Origin of the sequence: Streptomyces anulatus (assembly GCF_000721175.1) — a bacterium.
Lineage (GTDB): Bacteria > Actinomycetota > Actinomycetes > Streptomycetales > Streptomycetaceae > Streptomyces > Streptomyces anulatus_C.
This window is the reverse complement of sequence record NZ_JOEZ01000048.1, coordinates 19,544-41,287: the sequence shown is the minus strand read 5'-3', so window position 1 is coordinate 41,287 and position 21,744 is coordinate 19,544. Positions and strand designations below refer to the sequence as shown.

The window sequence follows — 21,744 nt, the reverse complement described above, 5'->3', positions numbered from 1 at the left end:
GCCCCCGGTTCAATGCTGCGTGAAGCCCGGTACCGAGCAAGGAAAGAGGCGAGACGGGATGCGTCCCGAGGATACGGATGGGACCGGGCTCCAGGTACCGATGACCTGGCTGTCCACCGAGTACGTCGCCGACGAACTGCTACGGACCGGTGATCTGATGGAGCCGGAGACCCTGGAGTTCCGGGCGGGGCGCGACGCGCTCGCGCTGACGATGTTCCTGTGCGAACTCCCCGGGGACGCCCCCGCCCTCCGGCCCCTGCCCGGACCGCGGGTCGACGAGTTGCGGATACTCACGGCGTACGGCCGCACCTGGCGCACCTGGATCTGCGAGCGGCTGGCGCAGGCCGGGCGGTGCGCCGCGCCCGGCGACCCCGATCTGGCGTTGGCGCGGGCGGCCTGGCGCTGGCTGGAGGAGACCGAACTGCTCGCGGCGGACCTGGACGCGATCGGCCCCGCCCCCTGGGAGCCCGCGGCCGGCCCGGCGGAGGAGGGCGAGGTCCGGATCTGGACGCCGGCCTGGCAGTTGGGGCTGCCGCTGGGCCATCTGGCCGTCCACCTGTGCTGAACCCTCCCGTTCAGGAACCGTGGACCCCGGCACGGTACTTGGGCAGCCGCACCGTGATCTTCATGCCCGCCCCGACCCCGGTCTCGATGACGAGGCCGTAGTCGTCGCCGTAGACCTGGCGCAGCCGCTCGTCCACGTTGAGCAGACCGATGCCGGTGGAGGCGCCGCCCTCGCCGCGCAGGATCTGCCGCAGCCGTTCGGGGTCCATCCCCGTTCCGTCGTCCTCGATGACCACCTCGGCCTCCGAGCCGGCGTCCAGGGCGCTGATGGTGATCCGGCTGCGGGTGACCGCCCCTTCGAGCCCGTGCTTGACGGCGTTCTCCACCAGCGGCTGGAGGCACAGGAACGGCAGCGCGACCGGCAGCACCTCGGGGGCGACCTGGAGGGTCACGGCGAGGCGTTCGCCGAAGCGGGCGCGGACGAGGGCCAAGTACTGGTCGATGGAGTGCAGTTCGTCGGCCAGGGTGGTGAACTCCCCGTGCCGGCGGAACGAGTAGCGGGTGAAGTCGGCGAATTCCAGAAGCAGTTCGCGGGCCTGCTCGGGGTCGGTCCGGACGAACGAGGCGATGGCGGCGAGCGAGTTGAAGATGAAGTGCGGGGAGATCTGCGCCCGCAGGGCCTTGATCTCGGCCTCGATGAGCTGGGTGCGGGAGCGGTCCAGCTCGGCCAGTTCCAGCTGGACGCAGACCCAGCGCGCCACCTCCCCCGCGGCTCGGGCCAGCACCGCCGATTCGCGCGGGGCGTAGGCGACGAGTGCGCCCAGGACCCGGTTCTCGACGGTGAGCGGGACGGCGACGGCCCAGCGCAGCGGGCAGTCGAGGTCGGCGCAGCCGCTGTCGAAGGCGGTGCCGCGGCCGTTGTCCAGCAGCACCTTCAGGTGCTCCATCACGTCCTTGTCGTGGTGCTGCCCAGCGCCGTCCCAGACCAGCACCCGGTCCCGGTCGGTGAGGCAGAGGGCGTCGGTGCCGAGCAGGGAGCGCAGCCGGCGGGCGGCCCGCCGGGCGCTCTCCTCGGTGAGCCCGGCCCGCAGCGGCGGGGCGGCCAGCGACGCGGTGTGCAGGGTCTCGAACGTGGCGTGCTCGACGGGCGTGCCGACGTCGCTGGGGCGCAGCGGGCGGGCGGTGCGGCGGCCCAGCCAGAACCCGGTGCCGAACAGCAGCGCGACCAGCACGACGAGGACGGCGATCGCGGCCCCGGTCATCGTTCCCTCCCGGCGGCCCGGGCGGAGGTGAGGGCTTCGGGGAGGTGGAAGCGGGTCATGGCGGCGTTGGTGCCCGGGGGTATCCGCCCCGGCGTGGCGAGCGAGACGAGGATCATCGCCAGGAACCCCACGGGGACGGACCAGACGGCGGGCCAGGCGAGCAGGGCGTGCGGCCAGCCCGGCGGGCGTACGGCTCCGCTGACGGTGATGGCCACCGCGAGCAGGGCGGAGCCGCCGCCCAGCAGGAGCCCCGCGACGGCCCCGGGCGGGGTGAGCCGGCGCCACCAGATGCCGAGGACGAGCAGCGGGCAGAAGGAGGAGGCCGAGACGGCGAAGGCCATGCCCACCGCGTCGGCCACGGGCACCCGGCTCACCAGCAGGGAACCGGCGAGCGGCACGGCGATGGCGAGGACGGTGGCGAGCCGGAAGTGGCGTACCCCGCGCGAGGGCAGGACGTCCTGGGTGATGACGCCGGCGACGGCCATGGTGAGCCCGGAGGCGGTGGAGAGGAACGCGGCGAAGGCCCCGCCGGCGATCAGCGCCCCGAGGAGGTCCCCGCCGAGTCCGCCGATGACGCGGGCGGGCAGCAACAGGACGGCGGCGTCCGCGTCTCCCCCGTACCGCAGTTCGGGGGTGTAGAGCCGGCCCAGCGCGCCGTAGACCGGCGGCAGCAGGTAGAAGAGGCCGACGAGTGCGAGGACGGCGACGGTGGTGCGGCGGGCGTCGCGGCCGTTGGGGCTGGTGTAGAAGCGGACGACGACGTGGGGCAGGCCCATGGTGCCGAGGAAGGTCGCCACGATCAGCCCGTACGTCGCGTACAGCGGGTGGTCGGCGCGGAAGACGGCGAGCTGGTCGTCGAAGCTGACGCGCGGGCGGCCGTCGCCCTGCCACGCCAGGACCAGGAAGAGGGCGGGGACGAGGAGGGCGGTGAGCTTCAGCCAGTACTGGAAGACCTGGACGAAGGTGATGGAGCGCATGCCGCCTGCGGCGACGGCGGCGGTCACGACGGTGGCGACGAGGACGTCGCCGAGCCAGCCGGGGGCGCCGGTGAGGATCTTGAGGGTGAGTCCGGCGCCCTGGAGCTGCGGTACGAGGTAGAGCCAGCCCGCGCCGACGACGAGGGCGCTGACCAGGCGGCGGACCCGCCGCGATTCGAGCCGTCCTTCGGCGAAGTCCGGCAGGGTGTACGCCCCCGAGCGGCGCAGCGGCGCGGCGACGAAGATCAGGAGCACCAGATAGCCGGCGGTGTAGCCGACCGGATACCAGAGCATGTCGGGGCCGTGGACGAGGACGAGCCCGGCGACGCCGAGGAAGGAGGCGGCGGAGAGGTACTCGCCGCTGATCGCGGCGGCGTTGAGGCGGGGCCGTACGGTGCGGGAGGCGACGTAGAAGTCGGAGGTCGTCCGGGAGATGCGCAGGCCGAAGCCGCCGACGAGGACGGTGGCGAGGACGACGAGGGCGACGGCCACCCAGGACGCCATGTGGTCGGGGGTGCTCACGGGGCGGGGCGGCCCTCCACCAGCCGGGCGAAGTCGCGTTCGTTGCGCTCGGCCCGGCGGACGTACCACCAGCCGGCCAGGGTGAGTGGCGGGTAGGTGGCGAAGCCGAGCAGCGCCCAGACGAGGGCGGAGCTGTTCAGCGCGGCGAAGAGGAGCGGCAGGGTGCCCGCGACGAGGGCGAGCACGCCGAAGACGGTGAGCCCGGCGCGCAGCTGTCCGCGCATCAGCGAGCGCACATAGGCGCCGCCGAGGGCGGTCTGCTCGTCGATCTCCGACTGGGTGCGGTAGCGGGGCAGCGGGCGCACCCGCCGCGGCTCCCCCGTGACCACTTCGCGCCGGGGGGTTGGCTCTGCGGACATGGGCTCGGAGTGTAGGCGTCGGCGGGTGATGCTGGGAAGGGACAACCGAAGGACGCAGCAGGTCAGCGGCGGCCCGGCGCCTTCTCTCAGCGGCCTCCCTGGCGCATCAGGAGGTCGCGCAGGGCGCGGGTGTGGCGGCGGCTGACGGCGAGTTCGGCCTCCCCGATGCGCACGCTCATGCTGCCCGCGTCCAGTCGCAGTTCGTCGATGCGGCCCAGTGCCACGAGGTGGCGGCGGTGGATCCGGACGAAACCGCGGGAGCGCCAGCGCTCCTCCAGGGTGGTGAGCGGAATGCGGACGAGATGGCTGCCGGTGGCGGTGTGCAGGCGCGCGTAGTCACCCTGCGCCTCGGCGTAGGCGATCTCGTCGATGGGGATGAAGCGGATGACGCCGCCGAGCTCGACCGGGATCTGGTCCCCCGCGCTGTCGTGGACGGGTGAGGTCCGGTCCCCCACCTGTTCGGCGACCCGGCGGACGGCTTCGGCGAGGCGTTCGCGGCGGACCGGTTTGAGCACGTAGTCGACGGCCTTGAGGTCGAAGGCGTGGACGGCGAAGCCCTCGTGCGCGGTGACGAAGACGATGAGCGGGGGCGCGGCGAACCCGGCGAGGAGCTGGGCGACGTCGAGGCCGGTGAGTCCGGCCATGTGGATGTCGAGGAAGACCACGTCGATCGCGGACGGGTCGTCGGGCCCGGCGTCCACCGCGCCCCCGATGCGGCGCAGTGCCTCGGTCGCGCCGGTGGCGCCCTCGGCGCTGCGGACACGGGGGTCGGCGCGCAGGAGGTAGAGGAGTTCCTCCAGGGCGGGTTGTTCGTCGTCGACGGCGAGTACGCGCAGCATGAGGCCGGAGTTTAGGGGGTGTGGGAGCCGATGGCTTGAGTGATGTGCGGCTTGTTCCCGTACCGCAGTACATGCAGACGACCGAACCCCACATCCGTGTGGGGGCCTATGCCCTGGGTGTGCTCGGGAACACCGACGCCTTCCGGTTCGAGGAGCATCTGGCGGACTGTCCCGGCTGCCGTGGGCGGGCTCGGGAGTTCGCCGGGGTGAGGGCGGGGCTGGCGGTGGCGGGGCCTCCGGTGGCGCCGGGGCCCGGTCTCGCGGAACGGCTGACGGCCGTGGTGGTGGCAGGGCGGCGCAGGGCGGGGCGGCGGCGGCTCGCGCTGGTGGCGGCCGCGGTCGTGCTGGCGGCGGGCGGCACCGCGCTGGTGGCAGGGTCCTCGGGCGGTCCGGCGGACGGGGCGGGTGTGCGGAGGTGGTCCGGGAGCGACGGGGCGTCGGGAGTGGCCGCGGTGGTGACGGCGGCGGGGCACGAATGGGGGTCGGCGGTGGCGCTGGAGGTGGCGCGGGTTCCGGTGGAGGGGGTGTGCGCGCTGGTCGCGGTGGGCCGGGACGGCAGTGAGGAGACGGTGGGCAGCTGGTCGGCCGGGGGCGCTGGGGGTGGTCCGGTGGAGGTGTCGGGCGGGGCGGCGCTGCGGCCGGAGGGCATCGACCACTTCGAGGTGCGGACGGCGGACGGGCGGCGGCTGGTGACGGTGACGCGGTGAACCTGGGGTGCGGTCACTTCAGGAACTTCGAGAGCCTCCGGTCGGCCAGCGGTTTGCCGCCGGTCTGGCAGGTGGGGCAGTACTGCAGCGAGGAGTCGCTGAAGGAGACCTCCAGGACGGTGTCCCCGCAGACCGGGCAGGCCTCTCCGGTACGCCCGTGGACCCGCATCCCGCTCTTCTTCTCGGCTTTGAGCTGCCCCGCCTCCATCCCGCCGGCGCGGGCCACGGCGTCCTTCAGCGTGGTGCGCAGCGCGTCGTACAGACGGGTCACGTCGTCCTCACCGAGGTCGGCGGTCCGTTTGAACGGGGACATCTTCGCGACGTGCAGGATCTCGTCGCTGTAGGCGTTGCCGATGCCCGCGATGAGCGACTGGTCGCGCAGCGCGCCCTTGATCTGACGGCGCTCCCCGGCGAGCAGAGCGGCGAACGCGTCCCGGTCGAAGCCGTCGGCGAGGGGGTCCGGGCCGAGGCGGGCGATCCCGGGGACGTCCATGGGGTCGTGGACGAGGTGGACGGAGAGGCGCTTCTTGGTGCCCATCTCGGTCAGGTCGAAGCCGTCGCGGTCCGCGGTCACCAGGCGCAGGGCGAGGGGCCCCTTGCCGGGGCGGGGCGGGGCGGCCGGGAAGGAGTCCTTCCAGCGGAGCCAGCCGGCCCGTGCCAGGTGGGTGCAGAGATGGAGCCCGCCCGCCTCGATGTCGAGGAACTTCCCGTACCGGGCGATCGAGGTGACCGTGGCGCCTTCGAGGGCGGTCAGCGGCGGGTCGTACGTCTTCAGGACGCTGATCGCCAGCGGGAGGACGCGGGCGATCTCCTTGCCGACCAGGTGGTCGCCGAGGAAGGCCCGCAGGGCTTCGACTTCGGGCAGTTCGGGCATGGTGCCAGCCTGCCGCAGCCGGTGGGCGGCCGCCTGTCAGGGCACCGGTGTGCGGTCCGTGCCGGTGATGACGGCGTACAGCTCGGTGAACTCCTCCTCGACGGACGCGGCGAGCCGGTCGAGGTCGGGCAGCGCCTTGCCGTCGGCCACCAGACCCACGTGCACCCGCCCTCCGTAGGTGGAGAGGGCGACCGCCAGGGACTGGCCCCTGGCCAGCGGTGCCATGGGGTAGAGGGCGGTCAGCGGGCAGCCCCCCAGCGACAGCGCGGAGCGCGGCAGCGGCACGCTGGTGACCAGCACGTCGAACAGCATGCGGGCGGCGCCGGCCGCCAACGGCGCGCCGAACCGATGCGCCAGCGGCGGTAGTTGGTCGGCGAGGACGGCGACGGCTCCGGCGCCCTTAAGGGGGCCGGCCGCTTTGTTGCGGTCCATCGCGCTCCGGACCGCCCGGAGCCGCTCGCGCGGGTCGGCCACGGTGACCGGCAGGCCGAGCAGATAGGCGGAGAGCCGGTTGCCGGTGGCGGTGGCGCCGCCGGGCCGGCGCCGGGAGACGGGGACCAGGGCGCGCGGGTCGGCGACGGGCAGCGGCTCGCCGCGCTCGGCCATCCAGCGGCGCAGGGCCCCGGCGACGACGGCGAGGAGGATGTCGTTGGCGGTGCCGCCCTCGGCCCGCCGGATCCGCTGGAGGTCCCCGGCGTCGAGGTCGGCGGTGGCCAGGCGCCGGGTGCCGCTGGAGGGTGCGGTGAAGGCGGTCGCGCCGCGCAGGTCGAGGCGGCCGGCGCGGACGACGGAGGCCCCCACGCCGAGCGCCCGGCCGACCTCGCCGATCCGCCCCAGCGCCATGCCCGCCATCTCGCGGGGGTCGGGCAGCCAGGAGCGTGGCGGGACGGCGGGGCGGCCCCGGGCGGCGGTGCGGGCGCTGGTGACGGCGGCGATCTCGTCGAAGATCCCGGCGCCGATGGCGACCGCCCGCATCCCGTCGGCCAGCGCGTGGTGCAGCTTGACCAGGACGGCGAAGGGCCCGCCGCCCGTACCGCCGACGAGGTACATCCGCCAGGGCGGCAGCCCCCGCCCGAGCGGTCGCTCCATCAGTTCGCCGGCCAGCCGGGTGGCCTCCGCCGTGAAGTCGCCGCCGTCCACGACGACGTAGCTGACGTGCCGGTGCACGTCGAAGTCCTTGTCCACCGTCCAGGCCTTGCCGCCGACCGGCAGCAGGACGTCCCGTACGCGCATGCGCAGCCGGGGGATGGCGGCGGCGCGGGTCCCGAGCAGGTCGAGGATCCGCTCCGGACCGGTGCCCGGCGCCGGGGCGAAGACGGCGAGCGCGCCCAGGTGCATCGGATGGGCGTCCGATTCGAGGTGCCAGAAAGCAAGATCGAGCGGGGCGAGAAGCTCGGTACCCAACGGGGACCTCATGTCGTCGAGGGCGGCAGGGCCGGGGTGCGGCCGGTGCCCGCAGTCAATCCCTGCGGACGGTCACGGTCAAGCACATACGTGTTACGTACTGTTACGCCACCCGGGCCGGGTCCGCGGAGCCCGGACCGGCGGGCCGGGGTCATAGCGCCGGGATGAGGAACTCGCACCACACGCATTTGCCGCTGCCCCGGGACTCCACGCCCCAGACGTCGGACAGCCGGTCGACCAGCATGAGGCCGCGCCCGGACACTCCGGACACCCCCGCGTCGCGGCGCCGGGGCAGGGCGCTGGAGCGGTCCTCGACATCGACGCGGAGGCGTCGCTCGGTTCCGGCGAGCACCCGGATCGTCACGACGGCGCCGCCGTCGGTGTGCATGAGCGCGTTGGTGATCAGTTCGTCGGCCGCGAGCTCGATCTCGTCGGCCCGGTCCTTCGCCCCCCAGGTCCGGACCGCGGCCCGGATCATGTGCCGGGACGAACTCAGCGCCTCGGGGTCGTTCTGGGCGACGTGCTGCTGGAGCCGGCCGCCCGGCTGCGGGGCGTGCGCGGCCCGGCGGCGCAGCAGCAGGACCGCGACATCGTCCTGGCCGCCGCGCACGTCGACGGCGTCGCAGAGCTGGTCGGCCAGTGTCTGCAGGTCGTGGGGGCCGTTGGTGACGAGTGTGGTGAGCAGCTGCATGCCTTCGTCGAGGTCGGAGCCCGGCAGCTCGACGAGGCCGTCGGTGAACAGGATCATCGTCTGGCCGGGGTCCAGCTCGACCGTGCCGACCGGGTACTCCAGCTGGCCGAACTCCGCAGAGAGGCCCAGCGGCAGGCCGCCCTCGGACGGCATCCTGCGGCAGCTCCCGTCCACGTCCCGGACCAGCGGGTCGACGTGTCCGGCGCGGACCACCTGGACGACGCCGGTGGTGAGGTCGACCTCGGCGTAGGTGCAGGTGGCGAAGCGGTCGGTGTCCAGTTCGTGGAGGAAGACGGAGGCGCGCGCCATGACCGTGGCGGGGCTGTGCCCCTCGGCGGCGTACGCGCGCAGGACGATCCTGAGCTGTCCCATGACGGCGGCGGCGTGGGTGTCATGCCCCTGGACGTCCCCGATGACGGCGCCGACCCGGCCGCCGGGCAGGGGGATCAGGTCGTACCAGTCGCCGCCGATGTCGCGGCCGAGGCGGGCCGAGCGGTAGCGGACGGCGACCTGCGCCCCGGGCACGGCCGGGATCCTGCGCGGCAGCATCGCCTGCTGGAGCCCCTCGGCGAGGTCGTGGTCCTGCTCGTAGAGCATCGCGCGCTGGAGGCTCTGGGCGATCGAGGTGCCGAGCGCCATCAGCAGATTGCGTTCGTCGGCGGTGAAGCCCGCCTTGTCCCGGTAGAGGAGGCCGAGTGCGCCGATCGGGCGGGCCTGGGCGATCAGCGGCATGTAGGCGGCGGAGGTGATCCCGAGGTGGCTGATGCCGGGCCACAGGATCGGGTACGAGGCGGCGAAGTCGTCGGCGGACTCGATGAAGCGCGGGGCCAGCGTGCGGACCACTTCGCTCATCGGGTACTGCTCGTCCACCCGGGTGTACTGGGTGCCGGGGACGTACGAGCCTTCGGGGCCGTCGGCCACGAGGTGGATGCGGCCGGACTCCAGCAGGCCCATGACGAGGCTGGTGGCTCCGAGGTGGGCGAGGCCCTGGGAGTTCTTGAGGACGGCGATGACGTCCTTGACGGTACGGGCGTGGGCCAGCGCGGCGGTGGTGCCCTCGACCAGGCTGGTGCGCCGGCGGCGCTCCTCGTCCAGCTCGCGCCGGGCGGTGGAGTCGGCCAGTTCCTGGGTGGCGTCGCGGACGATCCCGATGATGCGGCGCGGGCGGCCGGTGCCGTCGCGGCGGACGAAGCCCTGGGTGTGGGTCCAGCGCAGGGTTCCGTCGCGCCGCTGGATGCGGAAGTACGCGCCGTAGTTGGTGCGGCCGCTCTTGAGGGCGTGCGAGACCATCCCGTCCAGGCGCTGGGCCTCGTCCGTCGGCACGCGCGGCGCCAGCGTGGCCGGCCGGTCGTCGTACTCTTCCGCGGTCAGGTCGAACACGTCGAGGGCGGTCCGGTCCATGTGCATGAGGCCCGTGTCGAGGTCCCAGTCGAAGCTGCCCATACGGTTCAGGGCGAGGCTGAGGTCCGGGTGGGCGGGCCAGTCGTCGGGGAGTGACAGGGCACCCGCTACCCGATCATCCATGTGGGACACTCTGCCATTGTTCGTCCGATTCTTCTTGTCCGATTCCGCGACCGATCCGTACGGGCCGGGTCAGCCGGCGAACACGTCACCGATGCCCGCTTCCATGGGCTCGTCCAGCTCGTCCGGCTGGGCCGGCTCCACCGGCCCGTCGGGTACCGCGGGCTCGTCCGGCTCGGCGGGGAAGACCTGGGTCGGCTCCGGCGCGACGTCCGGGCCGCCCTCGTCCTCGTACTCCCACGGCTCCTCGGGCGGTGTGTCGCCGAAGTCGTCGGACGGCTCCGCGGGCCCGGGGTCCGTCGGCCCTTCCGGCTCGGAGGGGGCCGGGTCGGACGGCGGGGGGTCCGGGGGCGCGGACTCGGTGGGGCGGCCCGGCGACGGGAAGAGCAGGTCGGCGTCGGGCGCGAAGGGCGGCGGGTCGTCGGGGGTGCGGTCGCGGCCGCCGCTGTCACCCATGACCCGTTCGATCCAGGTGTCGTCGTCGGCGTCCACGATGATCAGGCTGGTGGCCGCCTTGACGCCGGGCTCGACGGCCACGATGCGCGCGGGGTCGTAGCCGGGCCAGCGCTCACCGCGGTGGGCCACCTTCCCGTCGGCGACCACGGGCGGGCCCAGCGGGTTTCCGCAGGCGCAGCGGACGCGGGGCATGCCCCGGCTGTCGACCAGGACGGCGGTGCCCGTCTGGAGCACGGCCTGGAAGGCGGTGGCCGAGCCGGCGCTGTAGCCGTGATTGGTGACCTGGGCGTCTGCGCGCAGGACGACCGGGGTGAGGGACCTCAGGTAGCCCGGGATCTGCACGGCCTCGATGCCGGCCGCGTCGGCGAAGGCGCGCGCCTTGTCCTCGCCGTCGGTCAGCAGGGTGGTCTGCCGCTCGACGTCGCAGGCGGCGACCGACCGGGTGCCGCCGTAGAGCCCCGGAACGGCGCCGGAGACCGGATGGACCGTCCGGGTGGCGGAGGTCGGTTCGGCGTCCGGTGCGCCGGTGGGGGACGCGGAGGCCGTCGCCCGCGCCGTGGACGCGGTGAACGGTCCGGGGCCGGGGGACGCGAGCGACTGGAGGAGGACGTCCTTGGCGTCCGCGGTGCCCGTGGTGCCCTTCGCCGTACGGTCGCCACCGCCACCACAGCCGGCGACGGCGAACAGCACCCCGGCGGACAGCGCGGCGAGCGCGGTACGCCGGGAACGTCTGGGTGAGCGCACAGAGCTCTCCTGCCTGTCCCTGTGGAACGGAGTGGGTGTCACCATCTGTGCCGCACCGAGCACGGGCCCGCAAGCGGACGGCCCACCGCCACCCCCGTCTTGAACGCGTTCAATAAACCCTCTACTCTCTCCCCCAAGACTTGAACACGTTCAAAGCAGAGGGGGAGGCGTGTCCGCACTCGTCAACGCCATCGTGATGCTGGGCATGGTCGTCGTCGTGCCCGTGGGGCTGCGACTGACCGAGCTGCGGGAGCTGGACCGGATCCGCCGGCTCTGGCCGCTCTTCTCCGTACCGGGCGCGATCGCCCTCTGGCTGCCGCGTGGTGCCACGGCCGCGGCGCTCGCCTGCTGCTACGCACTGGGCGCCGTCCTGCTCGCCCTGCACGCACCGCGCCGGGCGGCCCGCGGCCGGGACCTCGACCCCGCCGGGATCGCCTTGCTCACCGCGCTGGTCACCCCGGCCGTCGCCGCGATCGCCCTGGTCGCCGAGCGCGCCGGACACGAACTGTTCGGGTTCGACCTCGGCATCCTCGCGCTCACCGTGCCGCACTTCCACTTCGCCGGATTCGCCGCCGCCCTGATCGCCGGTCTGGTCTGCCGGGTCGCCGACGGCCCGGCGGGCCGCTTCGCCGCACTGAGCGTGCCGCTGGGCACCCTCCTCGTCCTCGCCGGCTATTTCGTCGGCGACTGGGCCGAGCTGGTCGGGGCCGTCGTCCTCACCGCCGGAATGTGGACGGTCGGCCTGCTCACCCGGCGCATGGGGCACGCCGACGGCCGGGACCGGACGACGCGGCTCCTGCTGCTCACCTCCGCCGCCGTCCTGGTGGCGACGATGCTGCTCGCGCTGAGCTGGGCGCTCGGCGAGGCGACCGGGCTGCCCCACCCCACGCTGACCTGGATGGCCGCCACCCATGGCCTCGGCAATGCGCTGGGTTTCGCGCTCTGCTCACTGCTGGCCTGGCGGCGCATCCGCACCCAGGAGCCCATCCGCACCGAGGCACCCATCCGTACCGAAGCACCCCAGCGCACCGGAGGCAGGACCGCATGAGCACCCTCACCTACCCGGAGGTCGGCGCGACCCGCCTGGGCCCGCTCCCCCGGGGCTACCACCACCTCCACCACCGCACCCGGATCGGCCGGGGCGAGGCCGACTTCGCGGCCGCAGGCGCGGCGGTGACCGAATGGCGGATGCACCGCGCCTCGGGCGCACGGGTGGAGGCCCCGGCCCGGCGCGCGGAGCCCGGCGGCAGCGTCCGGGTCTCCCTGGGTCTCGGGCCGCTGCGCTTCACGGCCCCCTGCGAGGTGATCTGGACGGCGTACGGGGAGGACGGCCGCACCGGCTTCGGCTACGGCACCCTGGCCGGGCATCCGGAGCGCGGCGAGGAGTGCTTCGTGGTGGACCTCACGGACGACGGCACCGTGTGGTTCACGGTGCTGGCGTTCTCGCGCCCCGCCTCCTGGTACGCCCGGCTCGCCGGACCGCTGGTGCCGCCCGTGCAGCTCTGGTACGCGCGCAGGCTCGGCCGCACGCTGCGCCGTATCGTCGCCGCCGGCTGACTCCTGGCCGATACTGGCAGGGATGGAATGGTTCACCGCGGACGGCTACTGGCTGAGCCGGCTGATCTTCCAGCGGGCTCTGGCCGTGGTCTATCTGGTCGCCTTCCTCTCCGCCGCGCTCCAGTTCCGGGCGCTGATCGGCGAGCGCGGCATGCTGCCCGTCCCCGAGCTGCTGCGGCGCACGCCCTGGCGGGCCGCTCCGGGCCTCTTCCGGCTCCACTACTCGGACCGCTTCTTCGCCTCCGTCGCCTGGAGCGGCTGCGCCGCCTCCGTGGCCCTGATCGCCGGTCTCGACGGTCTGCTGCCGCTGTGGGGCGGCATGCTGCTCTGGGCGCTGCCATGGGTGCTGTATCTGTCGATCGTCCAGGTGGGACAGGTCTGGTACGGATTCGGCTGGGAGTCGCTGCTGCTGGAGACGGGGTTCCTGGCGGTCTTCCTCGGCAACGGGGACACGGCCGCGCCGGTGCTGGTCCTGTGGCTGCTGCGGTGGCTGCTGTTCCGGGTGGAGTTCGGCGCGGGGCTGATCAAGATGCGCGGGGACGCGTGCTGGCGCGAGCTGACGTGCCTGGACTTCCACCACGAGACGCAGCCGATGCCGGGGCCGCTGAGCTGGTTCTTCCACCATCTGCCCAGGCCCGTGCACCGGGTGGAGGTCGCCGCCAACCATGTCACCCAGCTGCTGGTGCCCTTCCTGCTGTTCACCCCGCAGCCGGTGGCGAGCGTGGCCGCCGGCCTGATGGTCCTCACCCAGCTCTGGCTGGTCCTGTCGGGGAACTTCGCCTGGCTGAACTGGCTCACCATCGCGCTGGCGCTCTCCGCGATCGACTGGACTCCGCTGGCCGGTCCGCCACCGGCCCAGGTCGCGCCACCCCTCTGGTTCGAGGTGGTCGTCATCGCGGTCACCGCCCTGGTGCTGGTGCTCAGCTACCGCCCGGCGCGCAATCTGCTCTCACGGCGGCAGGCGATGAACCGGTCCTACGACCCCCTGCACCTGGTCAACACCTATGGGGCGTTCGGCTCGATCAGCCGGATGCGGCTGGAGGTCGTGGTGGAGGGCAGCGCCGATCCCGTCGCGCACGAGGGCACCGGGTGGCGGGAGTACGGCTTCCGCGGCAAGCCGGGCGATCCGCGCCGGCTGCCGCGCCTGTTCGCCCCGTACCATCTGCGGCTCGACTGGATGATGTGGTTCGCGGCGCTCTCCCCGGCGTACGCGCGCTCCTGGTTCGGGCCGTTCACCGAGCGGCTGCTGGAGGGCGACCGGGACACGCTCCGGCTGCTCGGTCACAACCCGTTCCCCGACGGGCCGCCCCGGCACGTTCGCGCCCGGGTGTTCCGTTACCGGTTCACCGGGCTCCGGGAGCTGCGGGCCACCGGCCGCTGGTGGCACCGCACCTACGTCCGGGAATTCCTGCGGCCCGTCTCCCGGCCGCTGCCGCCGGAGCGGGAGGGCGGGGGGACGGGCCGCGGGACGCGATAGTGCCGTGGCAGGCGACGTCTGCCCGTCAAGGAGTGGCGTCCGGTGCGTGCTCCCGGTGTGCCGGCCGGAAGCCCTCGTACTGGACGTACTCGGGATTCCGGCCGGTGCGGCGAGCGTGCGTGCCGGGCGTCGCGACGGGGCGAACGTCGCCTGTCACGGCACTGGAAGAGATCTCAGGGGTCAGTCGATGCCGGGGAGGATGTGCGGCTCGGCGAGGTCGTCCTCGTATCCGGCGAGCCGGATCGGGGCGGCCCTGGCCCAGACCTCGATGTTCCGCAGCTTCTCGGGGCGGCCGGGCCGTCCCGCGTTCCGTTCGGCGGGGCGCATTTCGCGCTTGGTCAGTTCCGGTGTCGTCACCGCGCACTCCTTCGTGTCGCGCCGCCCGGGGCGTCGCCGCCGCTCCGGCAGTTGTGCCGGGGCGCGACCGCCCGCGCGGGGCAGGGTTTGGGATATGTCGGTCGCGGTGGCGCCGGTTGGGGGCGGGACGGCGGCCGGGTTACCGGCCGTGTCCCAGGACGGTCGAGGAACCTTCGTGGGCTCCTCGATGGCGTCCGTTCGCCTCAGCGTAACCAAATGAGCGCCACCGCGCTCGATAGAACGTGTGCGGTACGTCACTTTCGGCCACCGGGTACGCACAAAACCCGGCCCAGGGAACATCCTGGGCCGGGTTTCGGGCCGCCGCGCGGAGACCGACGGGCCGGTTGAGCCGTTCGGGTTACCAGTTCGCGGGGGCGTAGTCCTTGAGGAAGCAGCCGTAGAGCGCCTCGCCGCCCTCACCGCGCACGATCGGGTCGTAGACCCGGGCCGCGCCGTCGACCAGGTCGAGGGGCGCGTGGAAGCCCTCCTCGGCGAGCCGCATCTTGTCGGGGTGCGGGCGCTCGTCCGTGATCCAGCCGGTGTCCACGGCCGTCATCAGGATGCCGTCCTTCTCGAACATCTCCTGGGCGCTGGTGCGCGTCAGCATGTTGAGCGCGGCCTTGGCCATGTTGGTGTGCGGGTGGCCCGCACCCTTGTAGCCGCGGCTGAAGACGCCCTCCATCGCCGAGACGTTGACGACGTACGCGTGCTTCGCGGCGGTGGCGGCCATCGCCGGGCGCAGCCGGCTGATCAGGATGAACGGCGCGGTGGAGTTGCAGAGCTGGACTTCGAGGAGCTCGATCGGCTCGACCTCCTCGACCGTCTGGATCCAGCTGTTGCTGTCGTGCAGGTCCGGGACGAGGCCGCCCGCGTCGATCGCGGTGCCGGCGGCGATCCGGGCCGGCGAGGCGGAGCCGGTGACCAGGGCGAGGTCGGTGACCTCCTGGGCGCTCAGGCCCTCCTTGCGGGCGGCGGGCAGCGCGGCCACCCGGTCGACCGTGCCGCTGCCGAAGGTGCCGATGACCTCGGCGACGGGCAGCTCACCGGCGGGCAGCGGGGCCGACTCGGCGTTGACCAGCTCGCTGTACGCCCCCGCGGAGCGGCGCACGGTCTGGGCGGCGTTGTTGATCAGGATGTCGAGCGGCCCCTCGGCGGCGACCGAGTCGGCCAGCGCGACGACCTGGGCCGGGTCACGGAGATCGATGCCGACGATCTTCAGCCGGTGGATCCACTCGTCGCTGTCCTCCATGGCCTTGAAGCGACGGATCGCGTCGTTGGGGAAGCGGGTGGTGATGGTGGTGTGCGCCCCGTCGCGCAGCAGCCGCAGCGCGATGTACATGCCGATCTTCGCCCGGCCGCCGGTGAGCAGCGCCCGGCGTCCGGTCAGGTCGGTACGGGCGTCGCGGCGGGAGCGGTTCTCCTTGGCGCACGGCTGGCAGAGCTGGTGGTAGAACGCGTCGACCTCGACGTACCGCGTCTTGCAGATGTAGCAGGACCGCGGCCGCTGGAGGATGCCGGCGATCTCGGCCTGGGCGGAGGAGGAGGGCAGCACGCCCTGCGTCTCGTCGTCGATCCGCTCGGCCGAGCCGGTCGCCGTGGCCTCGGTGACGGCCCGGTCGTGGGCGGTCTTCGCGGCGCGGCGCTCCTGGCGGCGGCGCTGCTTCACCGTGCGGTAGATCCCGGCGGTGGCCCGGCGGACGGCGATGGCGTCCGGGTGGTCCACCTCGATCTTGTCGAGTTCGTCGAGCACGCTCAGGCAGACGGCCAGCCGCTCCGGGTCGATACCGGGACCGAACTCCTCGATTCCGGGAGCGAGCTCCGGGCCGTCCTCTGTCACCGTCATTGCCGTTCCTCTGTCATCTTCTCGCCGCGGATCGTGGATCACCGCAGGCCGAAACACCCCGCCCAAGTTTGCCATGCGCGGGCCACTGCTCCGTTCGAGCGGTGTACGAGCGGCCTGCCGGTGGAGGCGGCTCGGGTGAGGCCGCGGAAAAGAAACGGAACCAGGACGCATGACTTCGCGGGGACGGGGCAAGCGACCGTCCGACACATTGGGCAGCAGGGAGGGTGACACCATGACGGCGATGTCAGTGCGAGCCACCGGGACGAAGGCGCCGCTGAGCGACGACCGGGCCGGTGCGCGGACGGCGGACGTCACCGGAGAACTGCCCTGGGTCGAGGACGCAGGAAAGATCGCTCCGCAGGACGCCCGGGCCCTGTCGAAGATCTTCTTCGACAAGCTCCAGGTCCTGGAGGAGGGCACCCACGAGCACCAGTACGCGCGCAACACCCTGATCGAGATGAACCTCTCCCTGGTGCGCTTCGCCGCGTCCCGGTTCCGCAACCGCGGCGGCGACGACACCGAGGACATCATCCAGGTCGGCACGATCGGTCTGATCAAGGCGATCGACCGGTTCGACCTGTCCCGCGAGGTGGAGTTCGCCACCTTCGCGGTGCCCTACATCGTCGGGGAGATCAAGCGGTTCTTCCGCGACACCACCTGGTCGGTGCATGTGCCGCGGCGGCTCCAGGAGCTGCGGGTGGACCTCGCCAAGGCGAAGGAACAGCTCTCCGCCGAGCTCGACCGCGACCCCACCGTCAAGGAGCTGGCCGCCCACCTCGACCTCCCCGAGGAGGAGATCATCGAGGGGCTCGTGGCCGCCAACGGCTACTCCGCCGGTTCGCTCGACACCCCCTCCGCGGACAGCGACTCCGGCCAGGAGCAGCGGGCGTACGCCGATGTCCTCGGCGAGACGGATCCGGCCATGGAGACCGTCGAGAACCTGCACACCCTGGCTCCGCTGCTGGAGCAGCTCGACGACCGGGAGCGCCGGATCGTGCAGATGCGGTTCGGGGCGGAGATGACGCAGTCGCAGATCGGCGAGGAGCTGGGCGTGTCCCAGATGCACGTGTCGCGGCTGCTCAGCAGGATCGTCCAGCAGCTGCGCAAGGGGATGAGCGTCGAGGCGTGATCCCGCGTGGCCCGTCGCTCGCCTATGCTTCCTGACGGTCAGGCCGGATCAACCGCGCCGTCGCACGAGGGGGTGGAGGGTTGACCGAGTCGCCCGTGGGCACATCACCGAGTCCTGTGGGCATCTCCGGAATACCCTGCCAGCAGGTCGGGCCCGCACAGCCCGCCGAGGCACCGCTGTGGAATCTGAACGCGTCGATCCTGCTCGTGGAGGACGACGCGGGGGACGCCCTGCTCGTCGAGGAGATGCTCACCGACAGCGAGCTGGACTCCGCCCTCACCTGGTGCAAGACCCTGGCCGAGGCGCGCGCCTTCCTGCACGCGTCCACCACCCCGGTGTGCGTGCTCCTCGATCTGCACCTCCCCGACGTTCACGGCCTGGACGCCGTGCGCCAGATACTGGAGTCCGACAGCGAGGCCGCGATCGTCGTCCTCACCGGTCTGCAGGAGTCCGGCACCGGGCTCCGCGCGGTCGCCGGAGGCGCCCAGGACTACCTGGTCAAGGGGCTCCTGGACCCCGAGGTGCTGGCGCGCGCGATCCGCTACGCCCTGCAGCGCAAGGAAGTGGAACGCGCCGCCGCCGCACTGCGCGCCAACCGGCTGACCGCCCAGGAGAACGCCCGGCTGGAGCGAGGGCTCCTGCCCGTCCCACTGTTGCGGAACGACCGCTTCCGGGCGCGCGCCCGTTATGAGCCGGGGCGGGTCCACGGGCTGCTGAGCGGTGATTTCTACGACGTCGTGCAGACCTCGGACGGCACGGTGCACGCGGTGATCGGTGATGTCTCCGGGCACGGCGCCGCCGAGGCCGCGCTCGGCGTGTGTCTGCGGGTGGCCTGGCGTACCGCCGTGCTGTGCGGTACGTCCCAACCCGAGCAGATAGCCCTGCTGGAGGAGATCCTGGTCGCCGAGCGCTCGGACACGCATGTGTTCGCCACCGTCACCTCGCTGGCGTTCCCACCCGAGCAGCGGCACGCCCAGGTCCTGCGGGCCGGTCACCCCGGCCTGCTGCTGCGTCAGGGCACGGACGTGACCTGGGTGGAGCCCGAGGGCGGTATGGCGCTCGGGCTGCTGCCCGGGACCGGCCGGTGGCCGACGGTCGACATCCCGCTGACGCCCGGTGCGGGTCTGGTGCTCTTCACGGACGGGCTCTTCGAGGGGCGCGACGGACCGGACAGCCGCCTCGGGGAGGAAGGGCTGCTCGCGATGGCGCAGGCCAACGGGCATCTGCCGGCCCGCGCCTTCGTCGACGCCCTGGTGGCGGGAGCCGCCGAGGGGGCCGCGCCCTACGGCGGACTCGCGGACGACGTGGCTGTACTGCATCTGGGCTGGGGAGCGGAATCCGATGAGCGATAGCGCGACGAGCGGCGACACGACGAGGGAACCGGCGCCCAGCGGCTTCGCCGCACGCCTGTCGGTGCAGAACTGGGTCCATCTCATACTCGGCGGATTCATCGTGGTGGTCTGTGGCTGCCTGGTGATCGGGGGGCTCGTGATGTCCCGCATCTCCGACCGCACGACCGATCTCGTGGACCGTATCCAGCCCGCCAGATCGGCGTCCTTCCAGCTCCAGAACGCCCTGCTCGACCAGGAGACCGGGATCAGGGGATTCGCGCTGACCGGCGACGACTCCTTCCTCGAACCCTACGAGGCGGGGAAGGCGGCCGAGCAGGAGCGCATCGCGCAGGTACGGCGCCTGGTGGGCCCGGGCAACCGGTACGCCGACGACCTCGACACCATCGCCGCCGCCGCGCAGCAGTGGCGGCAGAGCAAGGCCGAGCCGCTGATGCGGACGGTCCGGGAGGCGGGGCCGAGCGAGGCCGCCACCGGGGCGCAGCTGCAGCGCAGCAAGGCGGACTTCGACCAGCTGCGGCAGGCGTACGACGACCAGCAGGGGCATCTCGCCGAAGCCCGAGACCAGGCGCGGGCCGACCTGGACTCGGCCCGCACCACCCGCGACCGGGTGCTGATCGCGCTGGTCACCGTCTTCGTGCTGACCGTGATGGCGCTGAGCCTGCTGCTCCACCGGGTGGTGGGCGTGCCGCTGAACCGGCTGCGCGGCGCGTCGGACCGCGTCAGGTCGGGGGCCTTCGGGACGCGGATCGAGATCAAGGGCCCTTCCGACGTGCAGGCCGTGGCCTGGGCGGTGGAGGACATGCGGCGGCGGCTGGCCGACGAACTGGCCGAGGCTCAGGACCGCGAGGCCCTGCTCGCGGAGCAGACGGAGGAACTGCGCCGCTCCAATTCGGAGCTGGAGCAGTTCGCGTACGTCGCCTCGCACGACCTCCAGGAACCGCTGCGCAAGGTCGCCTCCTTCTGCCAGCTGCTGGAGAAGCGGTACGGCGAGGAGCTCGACGAGCGGGGCAGGCAGTACATCGCCTTCGCGGTGGACGGCGCCAAACGGATGCAGGTCCTCATCAACGACCTGCTGACGTTCTCGCGCGTGGGACGGGTGCAGGAGAGCTGGAAGCCGGTCGATCTGGACCAGGCCCTGGACCGCGCCCTGGCCAATCTGAACCTCGCGGTCGAGGAGTCGGGGACGGTGATCGAACGGCCGGAGTCCCTGCCCGAACTGCTCGGGGACGCGACCGCGCTCACCATGGTCTGGCAGAACCTCGTCGGCAACGCGGTGAAGTTCCGCCGGGAGGGCGTCCCGCCCCGGATCTCGCTCGACTGCGTACGCGAGGGCGAGGACTGGCACCTGACCGTGTCGGACAACGGGATCGGGATCGCGCCCGAGTTCGCGGACAAGGTGTTCGTCATCTTCCAGCGGCTGCACGCCCGTGACGCGTACGAGGGCACGGGCATCGGCCTCGCGCTTTGCCGGAAGATCGTCGAGTTCCACGGTGGCCGGATCTGGCTGGAGCCGGATCCGGGCGAAGGCACCCTCATCCACTTCACCCTGCCCGTGGCGCCCGAGGCGCCCACGCACACCACGGCGGAGCTGCTCGCTCCCGCCCTGCTCACCAGCCAGCCGGGAGATCCTTCGTGAACACCCATGTCCAGCCCATCGAGGTCCTGCTCGTCGAGGACGATCCCGGTGACGAGCTGATGACCCGTGAGGCCTTCGAGGACAACAAGATCCGCAACACCCTGCACGTCGTGCGCGACGGGCAGGAGGCGCTGGACTTCCTCTACCGGCGCGGCGAGTACACCGAGGCCCCCCGCCCCGACCTGGTGCTGCTGGACCTGAACCTGCCCAAGTACGACGGCCGGCAGGTGCTGGAGCAGATCAAGGGCGACCCCGAGCTCTCCCTCATCCCGGTGGTCGTGCTCACCACGTCCTCGGCCGAGGAGGACATCCTGCGCAGCTACAAGCTGCACGCCAACGCGTACGTGACGAAGCCGGTGGATCTTGATCAGTTCATCGCGGCGGTGCGCCAGATCGACGAGTTCTTCGTGACCGTGGTGCGGCTGCCCGGACGTGCGTAGGATCGGTCCGGGTCTCCTGGAGTGGGATCCTTCGCCAGGGGTAGACGAATGGCGGAAAAGGTCTCCGACCTCACTGCGGCGCCCTGGCTGGAGCACATGAACGAACAGGTCACCTCCCCACCGGAAGAGCCGGCACCGGGGCCGGCTTCCGCAGAGGTACTGCTCAGCGCCGAGGTATTCGACGGCGAGCCGGGCTGCATCGCGCTGGCCCGCGCGCTCGCCGACCGTTTCCTGACGCGGCTCGCGGTGGAGTGCCTCGCCCCGATCGGCGAACACACGCGCAGCGACCTGATGCTGGCCGTGAGCGAGCTGGTCACCAACGCCGACCGCTACAGCCACGGCCCCTATCTCCTGGAGCTGGAGGGCACCGCTCAGCTCATCAGCGTCACGGTGTACGACAGCAGCACCGCGATGCCCGTGCTGTACGCCCCCGACCCGTCCCGCCTCGGCGGTCACGGCATGGAGATCGTCGTGGCCCTGTGCGACCGGCTCACGGCCGAGCGGGTGCCGGTGGGCAAGCGGATCCGGGCGGAGTTCCAGCTCAGCATCTGAGCCCGGCCGGCACTCCCCCGGCCGGGCGCCTCAGGCGTCGAGCACGGCGGTGGCCTCGACCTCCACCAGGTGTTCGGGGACGTCCAGGGCCGCGACGCCCACCAGCGTGCCGGGCGGTAGGGGGGTGGTCCCCAGCCGTGCGGCGGCCCGGGCCACACCCTCCAGGAACAGGGGCATCTTCTCGGGTGTCCAGTCCACGACGTACACGGTCAGCTTCGCCAGGTCCTCGAAGGTGCCGCCGACCGCGGCGAGGGCCGTGCCGATGTTGACGTAACACTGCTCGACCTGCGCGGCGAGGTCGCCCGCGCCGACCGTGGCGCCCTCCGCGTCCCAGGCGACCTGTCCGGCGATGAAGACCAGCTTCGATCCGGTCGCGACCGACACCTGCTTGTAGGCGCCGATCTCCGGCAGTCCGCTCGGGTTCACCAGGGTGATGGCCATACCGCCCGCCTCCTCGTCCCGGGGGCCTTGCCCCCTCTTCTCCACCGGACCGGCCGATTGCCGGTCACTTGTGGTTACTGGAGAACCGTAGGAGAGTGGC

Annotated in this window: 21 protein-coding genes; 10 read left to right on the top strand and 11 right to left on the bottom strand. The window is 72.5% G+C overall.

Annotated elements, in window-relative coordinates:
• Window positions 1–58 precede the first annotated feature (58 nt).
• Entirely contained in the window at window positions 59–565 is a 507-nt protein-coding gene (locus IG90_RS0135830) for a hypothetical protein (protein WP_030594330.1), read from the top strand.
• Between the two features lie 10 nt (window positions 566–575).
• Here the strand turns inward: IG90_RS0135830 and IG90_RS0135825 are convergent, their stop codons facing one another.
• From IG90_RS0135825 to IG90_RS0135810, 4 genes are all read right to left on the bottom strand, one after another.
• Window positions 576–1,766 carry a sensor histidine kinase gene (locus IG90_RS0135825; RefSeq protein ID WP_030594328.1) on the bottom strand — a complete coding sequence of 397 codons (1,191 nt, stop codon included), beginning with the start codon at window positions 1,764–1,766 and terminating at the stop codon, window positions 576–578.
• The gene (locus IG90_RS0135820; protein WP_030594327.1) at window positions 1,763–3,265 is read right to left on the bottom strand and encodes a sodium/solute symporter; all 1,503 of its coding nucleotides are present in this window, start codon (window positions 3,263–3,265) and stop codon (window positions 1,763–1,765) included. The genes IG90_RS0135825 and IG90_RS0135820 overlap by 4 nt, the downstream gene beginning before the upstream one ends.
• Window positions 3,262–3,624, bottom strand: a complete 363-nt coding sequence (locus IG90_RS0135815; protein ID WP_051860396.1) for a hypothetical protein — start codon at window positions 3,622–3,624, stop codon at window positions 3,262–3,264. Before IG90_RS0135815 ends, IG90_RS0135820 begins: the two co-directional genes overlap by 4 nt.
• Before the next feature lie 86 nt (window positions 3,625–3,710).
• Window positions 3,711–4,463 (bottom strand): LytR/AlgR family response regulator transcription factor, encoded by a 753-nt coding sequence (locus IG90_RS0135810; RefSeq protein WP_030594325.1) that lies wholly within the window; start codon window positions 4,461–4,463, stop codon window positions 3,711–3,713.
• Window positions 4,464–4,534: 71 nt separating this feature from the next.
• On the opposite strand from IG90_RS0135810, the gene IG90_RS0135805 reads away from it, so the two are divergent.
• The gene (locus tag IG90_RS0135805; protein WP_030594324.1) at window positions 4,535–5,170 is read left to right on the top strand and encodes a zf-HC2 domain-containing protein; all 636 of its coding nucleotides are present in this window, start codon (window positions 4,535–4,537) and stop codon (window positions 5,168–5,170) included.
• A 13-nt stretch (window positions 5,171–5,183) separates the two neighbouring features.
• On the opposite strand, the gene IG90_RS0135800 is transcribed toward IG90_RS0135805, so the two are convergent.
• The 4 genes from IG90_RS0135800 to IG90_RS0135785 all read right to left on the bottom strand — a co-directional run bounded on the left by IG90_RS0135800 (window position 5,184) and on the right by IG90_RS0135785 (window position 10,860).
• Window positions 5,184–6,044 (bottom strand): Fpg/Nei family DNA glycosylase, encoded by an 861-nt coding sequence (locus IG90_RS0135800; protein ID WP_030594323.1) that lies wholly within the window; start codon window positions 6,042–6,044, stop codon window positions 5,184–5,186.
• Between the two features lie 36 nt (window positions 6,045–6,080).
• Window positions 6,081–7,448 carry a wax ester/triacylglycerol synthase family O-acyltransferase gene (locus tag IG90_RS0135795; protein WP_030594322.1) on the bottom strand — a complete coding sequence of 456 codons (1,368 nt, stop codon included), beginning with the start codon at window positions 7,446–7,448 and terminating at the stop codon, window positions 6,081–6,083.
• Window positions 7,449–7,599: 151 nt separating this feature from the next.
• Entirely contained in the window at window positions 7,600–9,663 is a 2,064-nt protein-coding gene (locus IG90_RS0135790) for a SpoIIE family protein phosphatase (protein ID WP_030594320.1), read from the bottom strand.
• Window positions 9,664–9,732: 69 nt separating this feature from the next.
• Window positions 9,733–10,860, bottom strand: coding sequence for a DUF6777 domain-containing protein (locus IG90_RS0135785; RefSeq protein WP_030594316.1), 1,128 nt, complete (start codon window positions 10,858–10,860; stop codon window positions 9,733–9,735).
• Window positions 10,861–11,029: 169 nt separating this feature from the next.
• Here IG90_RS0135785 and IG90_RS0135780 point away from each other — a divergent pair, with 169 nt between their 5' ends.
• From IG90_RS0135780 to IG90_RS0135770, 3 genes are read left to right on the top strand one after another with little or no spacing between them, the layout of a single operon-like run.
• A complete protein-coding gene (locus IG90_RS0135780) occupies window positions 11,030–11,908 on the top strand; it encodes a YndJ family protein (RefSeq protein ID WP_030594311.1) in 879 nt (292 codons plus the stop codon).
• Complete coding sequence (locus tag IG90_RS0135775; RefSeq protein ID WP_030594308.1) at window positions 11,905–12,417, top strand: DUF1990 domain-containing protein; 513 nt, start codon at window positions 11,905–11,907, stop codon at window positions 12,415–12,417. Before IG90_RS0135780 ends, IG90_RS0135775 begins: the two co-directional genes overlap by 4 nt.
• Before the next feature lie 22 nt (window positions 12,418–12,439).
• Window positions 12,440–13,894 carry a lipase maturation factor family protein gene (locus IG90_RS0135770; RefSeq protein WP_030594306.1) on the top strand — a complete coding sequence of 485 codons (1,455 nt, stop codon included), beginning with the start codon at window positions 12,440–12,442 and terminating at the stop codon, window positions 13,892–13,894.
• Window positions 13,895–14,074: 180 nt separating this feature from the next.
• Here the strand turns inward: IG90_RS0135770 and IG90_RS44535 are convergent, their stop codons facing one another.
• Entirely contained in the window at window positions 14,075–14,251 is a 177-nt protein-coding gene (locus IG90_RS44535; protein ID WP_157846382.1) for a hypothetical protein, read from the bottom strand.
• A gap of 358 nt (window positions 14,252–14,609) precedes the next feature.
• The gene (locus IG90_RS0135760; protein ID WP_030594303.1) at window positions 14,610–16,094 is read right to left on the bottom strand and encodes an SDR family NAD(P)-dependent oxidoreductase; all 1,485 of its coding nucleotides are present in this window, start codon (window positions 16,092–16,094) and stop codon (window positions 14,610–14,612) included.
• Between the two features lie 232 nt (window positions 16,095–16,326).
• On the opposite strand from IG90_RS0135760, the gene IG90_RS0135755 reads away from it, so the two are divergent.
• The 5 genes from IG90_RS0135755 (at window position 16,327) to IG90_RS0135735 (ending at window position 21,203) form a co-directional block, all read left to right on the top strand.
• The gene (locus IG90_RS0135755; protein WP_030594300.1) at window positions 16,327–17,223 is read left to right on the top strand and encodes an RNA polymerase sigma factor SigF; all 897 of its coding nucleotides are present in this window, start codon (window positions 16,327–16,329) and stop codon (window positions 17,221–17,223) included.
• Between the two features lie 116 nt (window positions 17,224–17,339).
• Entirely contained in the window at window positions 17,340–18,575 is a 1,236-nt protein-coding gene (locus IG90_RS0135750) for a PP2C family protein-serine/threonine phosphatase (protein WP_030594297.1), read from the top strand.
• Window positions 18,565–20,211, top strand: a complete 1,647-nt coding sequence (locus tag IG90_RS0135745) for a sensor histidine kinase (protein WP_030594294.1) — start codon at window positions 18,565–18,567, stop codon at window positions 20,209–20,211. The genes IG90_RS0135750 and IG90_RS0135745 overlap by 11 nt, the downstream gene beginning before the upstream one ends.
• Window positions 20,208–20,651, top strand: a complete 444-nt coding sequence (locus tag IG90_RS0135740; protein ID WP_030594291.1) for a response regulator — start codon at window positions 20,208–20,210, stop codon at window positions 20,649–20,651. Before IG90_RS0135745 ends, IG90_RS0135740 begins: the two co-directional genes overlap by 4 nt.
• A 96-nt stretch (window positions 20,652–20,747) precedes the next feature.
• A complete protein-coding gene (locus IG90_RS0135735; protein WP_030594287.1) occupies window positions 20,748–21,203 on the top strand; it encodes an ATP-binding protein in 456 nt (151 codons plus the stop codon).
• 30 nt (window positions 21,204–21,233) lie between these two features.
• Here IG90_RS0135735 and IG90_RS0135730 read toward each other — a convergent pair whose 3' ends face one another.
• Complete coding sequence (locus IG90_RS0135730; protein ID WP_030594285.1) at window positions 21,234–21,644, bottom strand: RidA family protein; 411 nt, start codon at window positions 21,642–21,644, stop codon at window positions 21,234–21,236.
• Window positions 21,645–21,744: the final 100 nt, after the last annotated feature.

Coding starts and splice junctions, on each gene's coding strand:
- IG90_RS0135830 (WP_030594330.1), top strand. CDS start 59: ATGCGTCCCGAGGATACGGATGGGACCGGGCTCCAGGTACCGATGACC.
- IG90_RS0135810 (WP_030594325.1), bottom strand. CDS start 4,463: ATGCTGCGCGTACTCGCCGTCGACGACGAACAACCCGCCCTGGAGGAA.
- IG90_RS0135770 (WP_030594306.1), top strand. CDS start 12,440: ATGGAATGGTTCACCGCGGACGGCTACTGGCTGAGCCGGCTGATCTTC.
- IG90_RS0135735 (WP_030594287.1), top strand. CDS start 20,748: ATGAACGAACAGGTCACCTCCCCACCGGAAGAGCCGGCACCGGGGCCG.
- IG90_RS0135805 (WP_030594324.1), top strand. CDS start 4,535: ATGCAGACGACCGAACCCCACATCCGTGTGGGGGCCTATGCCCTGGGT.
- IG90_RS0135775 (WP_030594308.1), top strand. CDS start 11,905: ATGAGCACCCTCACCTACCCGGAGGTCGGCGCGACCCGCCTGGGCCCG.
- IG90_RS0135730 (WP_030594285.1), bottom strand. CDS start 21,644: ATGGCCATCACCCTGGTGAACCCGAGCGGACTGCCGGAGATCGGCGCC.
- IG90_RS0135790 (WP_030594320.1), bottom strand. CDS start 9,663: ATGGATGATCGGGTAGCGGGTGCCCTGTCACTCCCCGACGACTGGCCC.
- IG90_RS0135815 (WP_051860396.1), bottom strand. CDS start 3,624: ATGTCCGCAGAGCCAACCCCCCGGCGCGAAGTGGTCACGGGGGAGCCG.
- IG90_RS0135800 (WP_030594323.1), bottom strand. CDS start 6,044: ATGCCCGAACTGCCCGAAGTCGAAGCCCTGCGGGCCTTCCTCGGCGAC.
- IG90_RS0135760 (WP_030594303.1), bottom strand. CDS start 16,094: ATGACGGTGACAGAGGACGGCCCGGAGCTCGCTCCCGGAATCGAGGAG.
- IG90_RS0135745 (WP_030594294.1), top strand. CDS start 18,565: ATGAGCGATAGCGCGACGAGCGGCGACACGACGAGGGAACCGGCGCCC.
- IG90_RS0135755 (WP_030594300.1), top strand. CDS start 16,327: ATGACGGCGATGTCAGTGCGAGCCACCGGGACGAAGGCGCCGCTGAGC.
- IG90_RS0135825 (WP_030594328.1), bottom strand. CDS start 1,766: ATGACCGGGGCCGCGATCGCCGTCCTCGTCGTGCTGGTCGCGCTGCTG.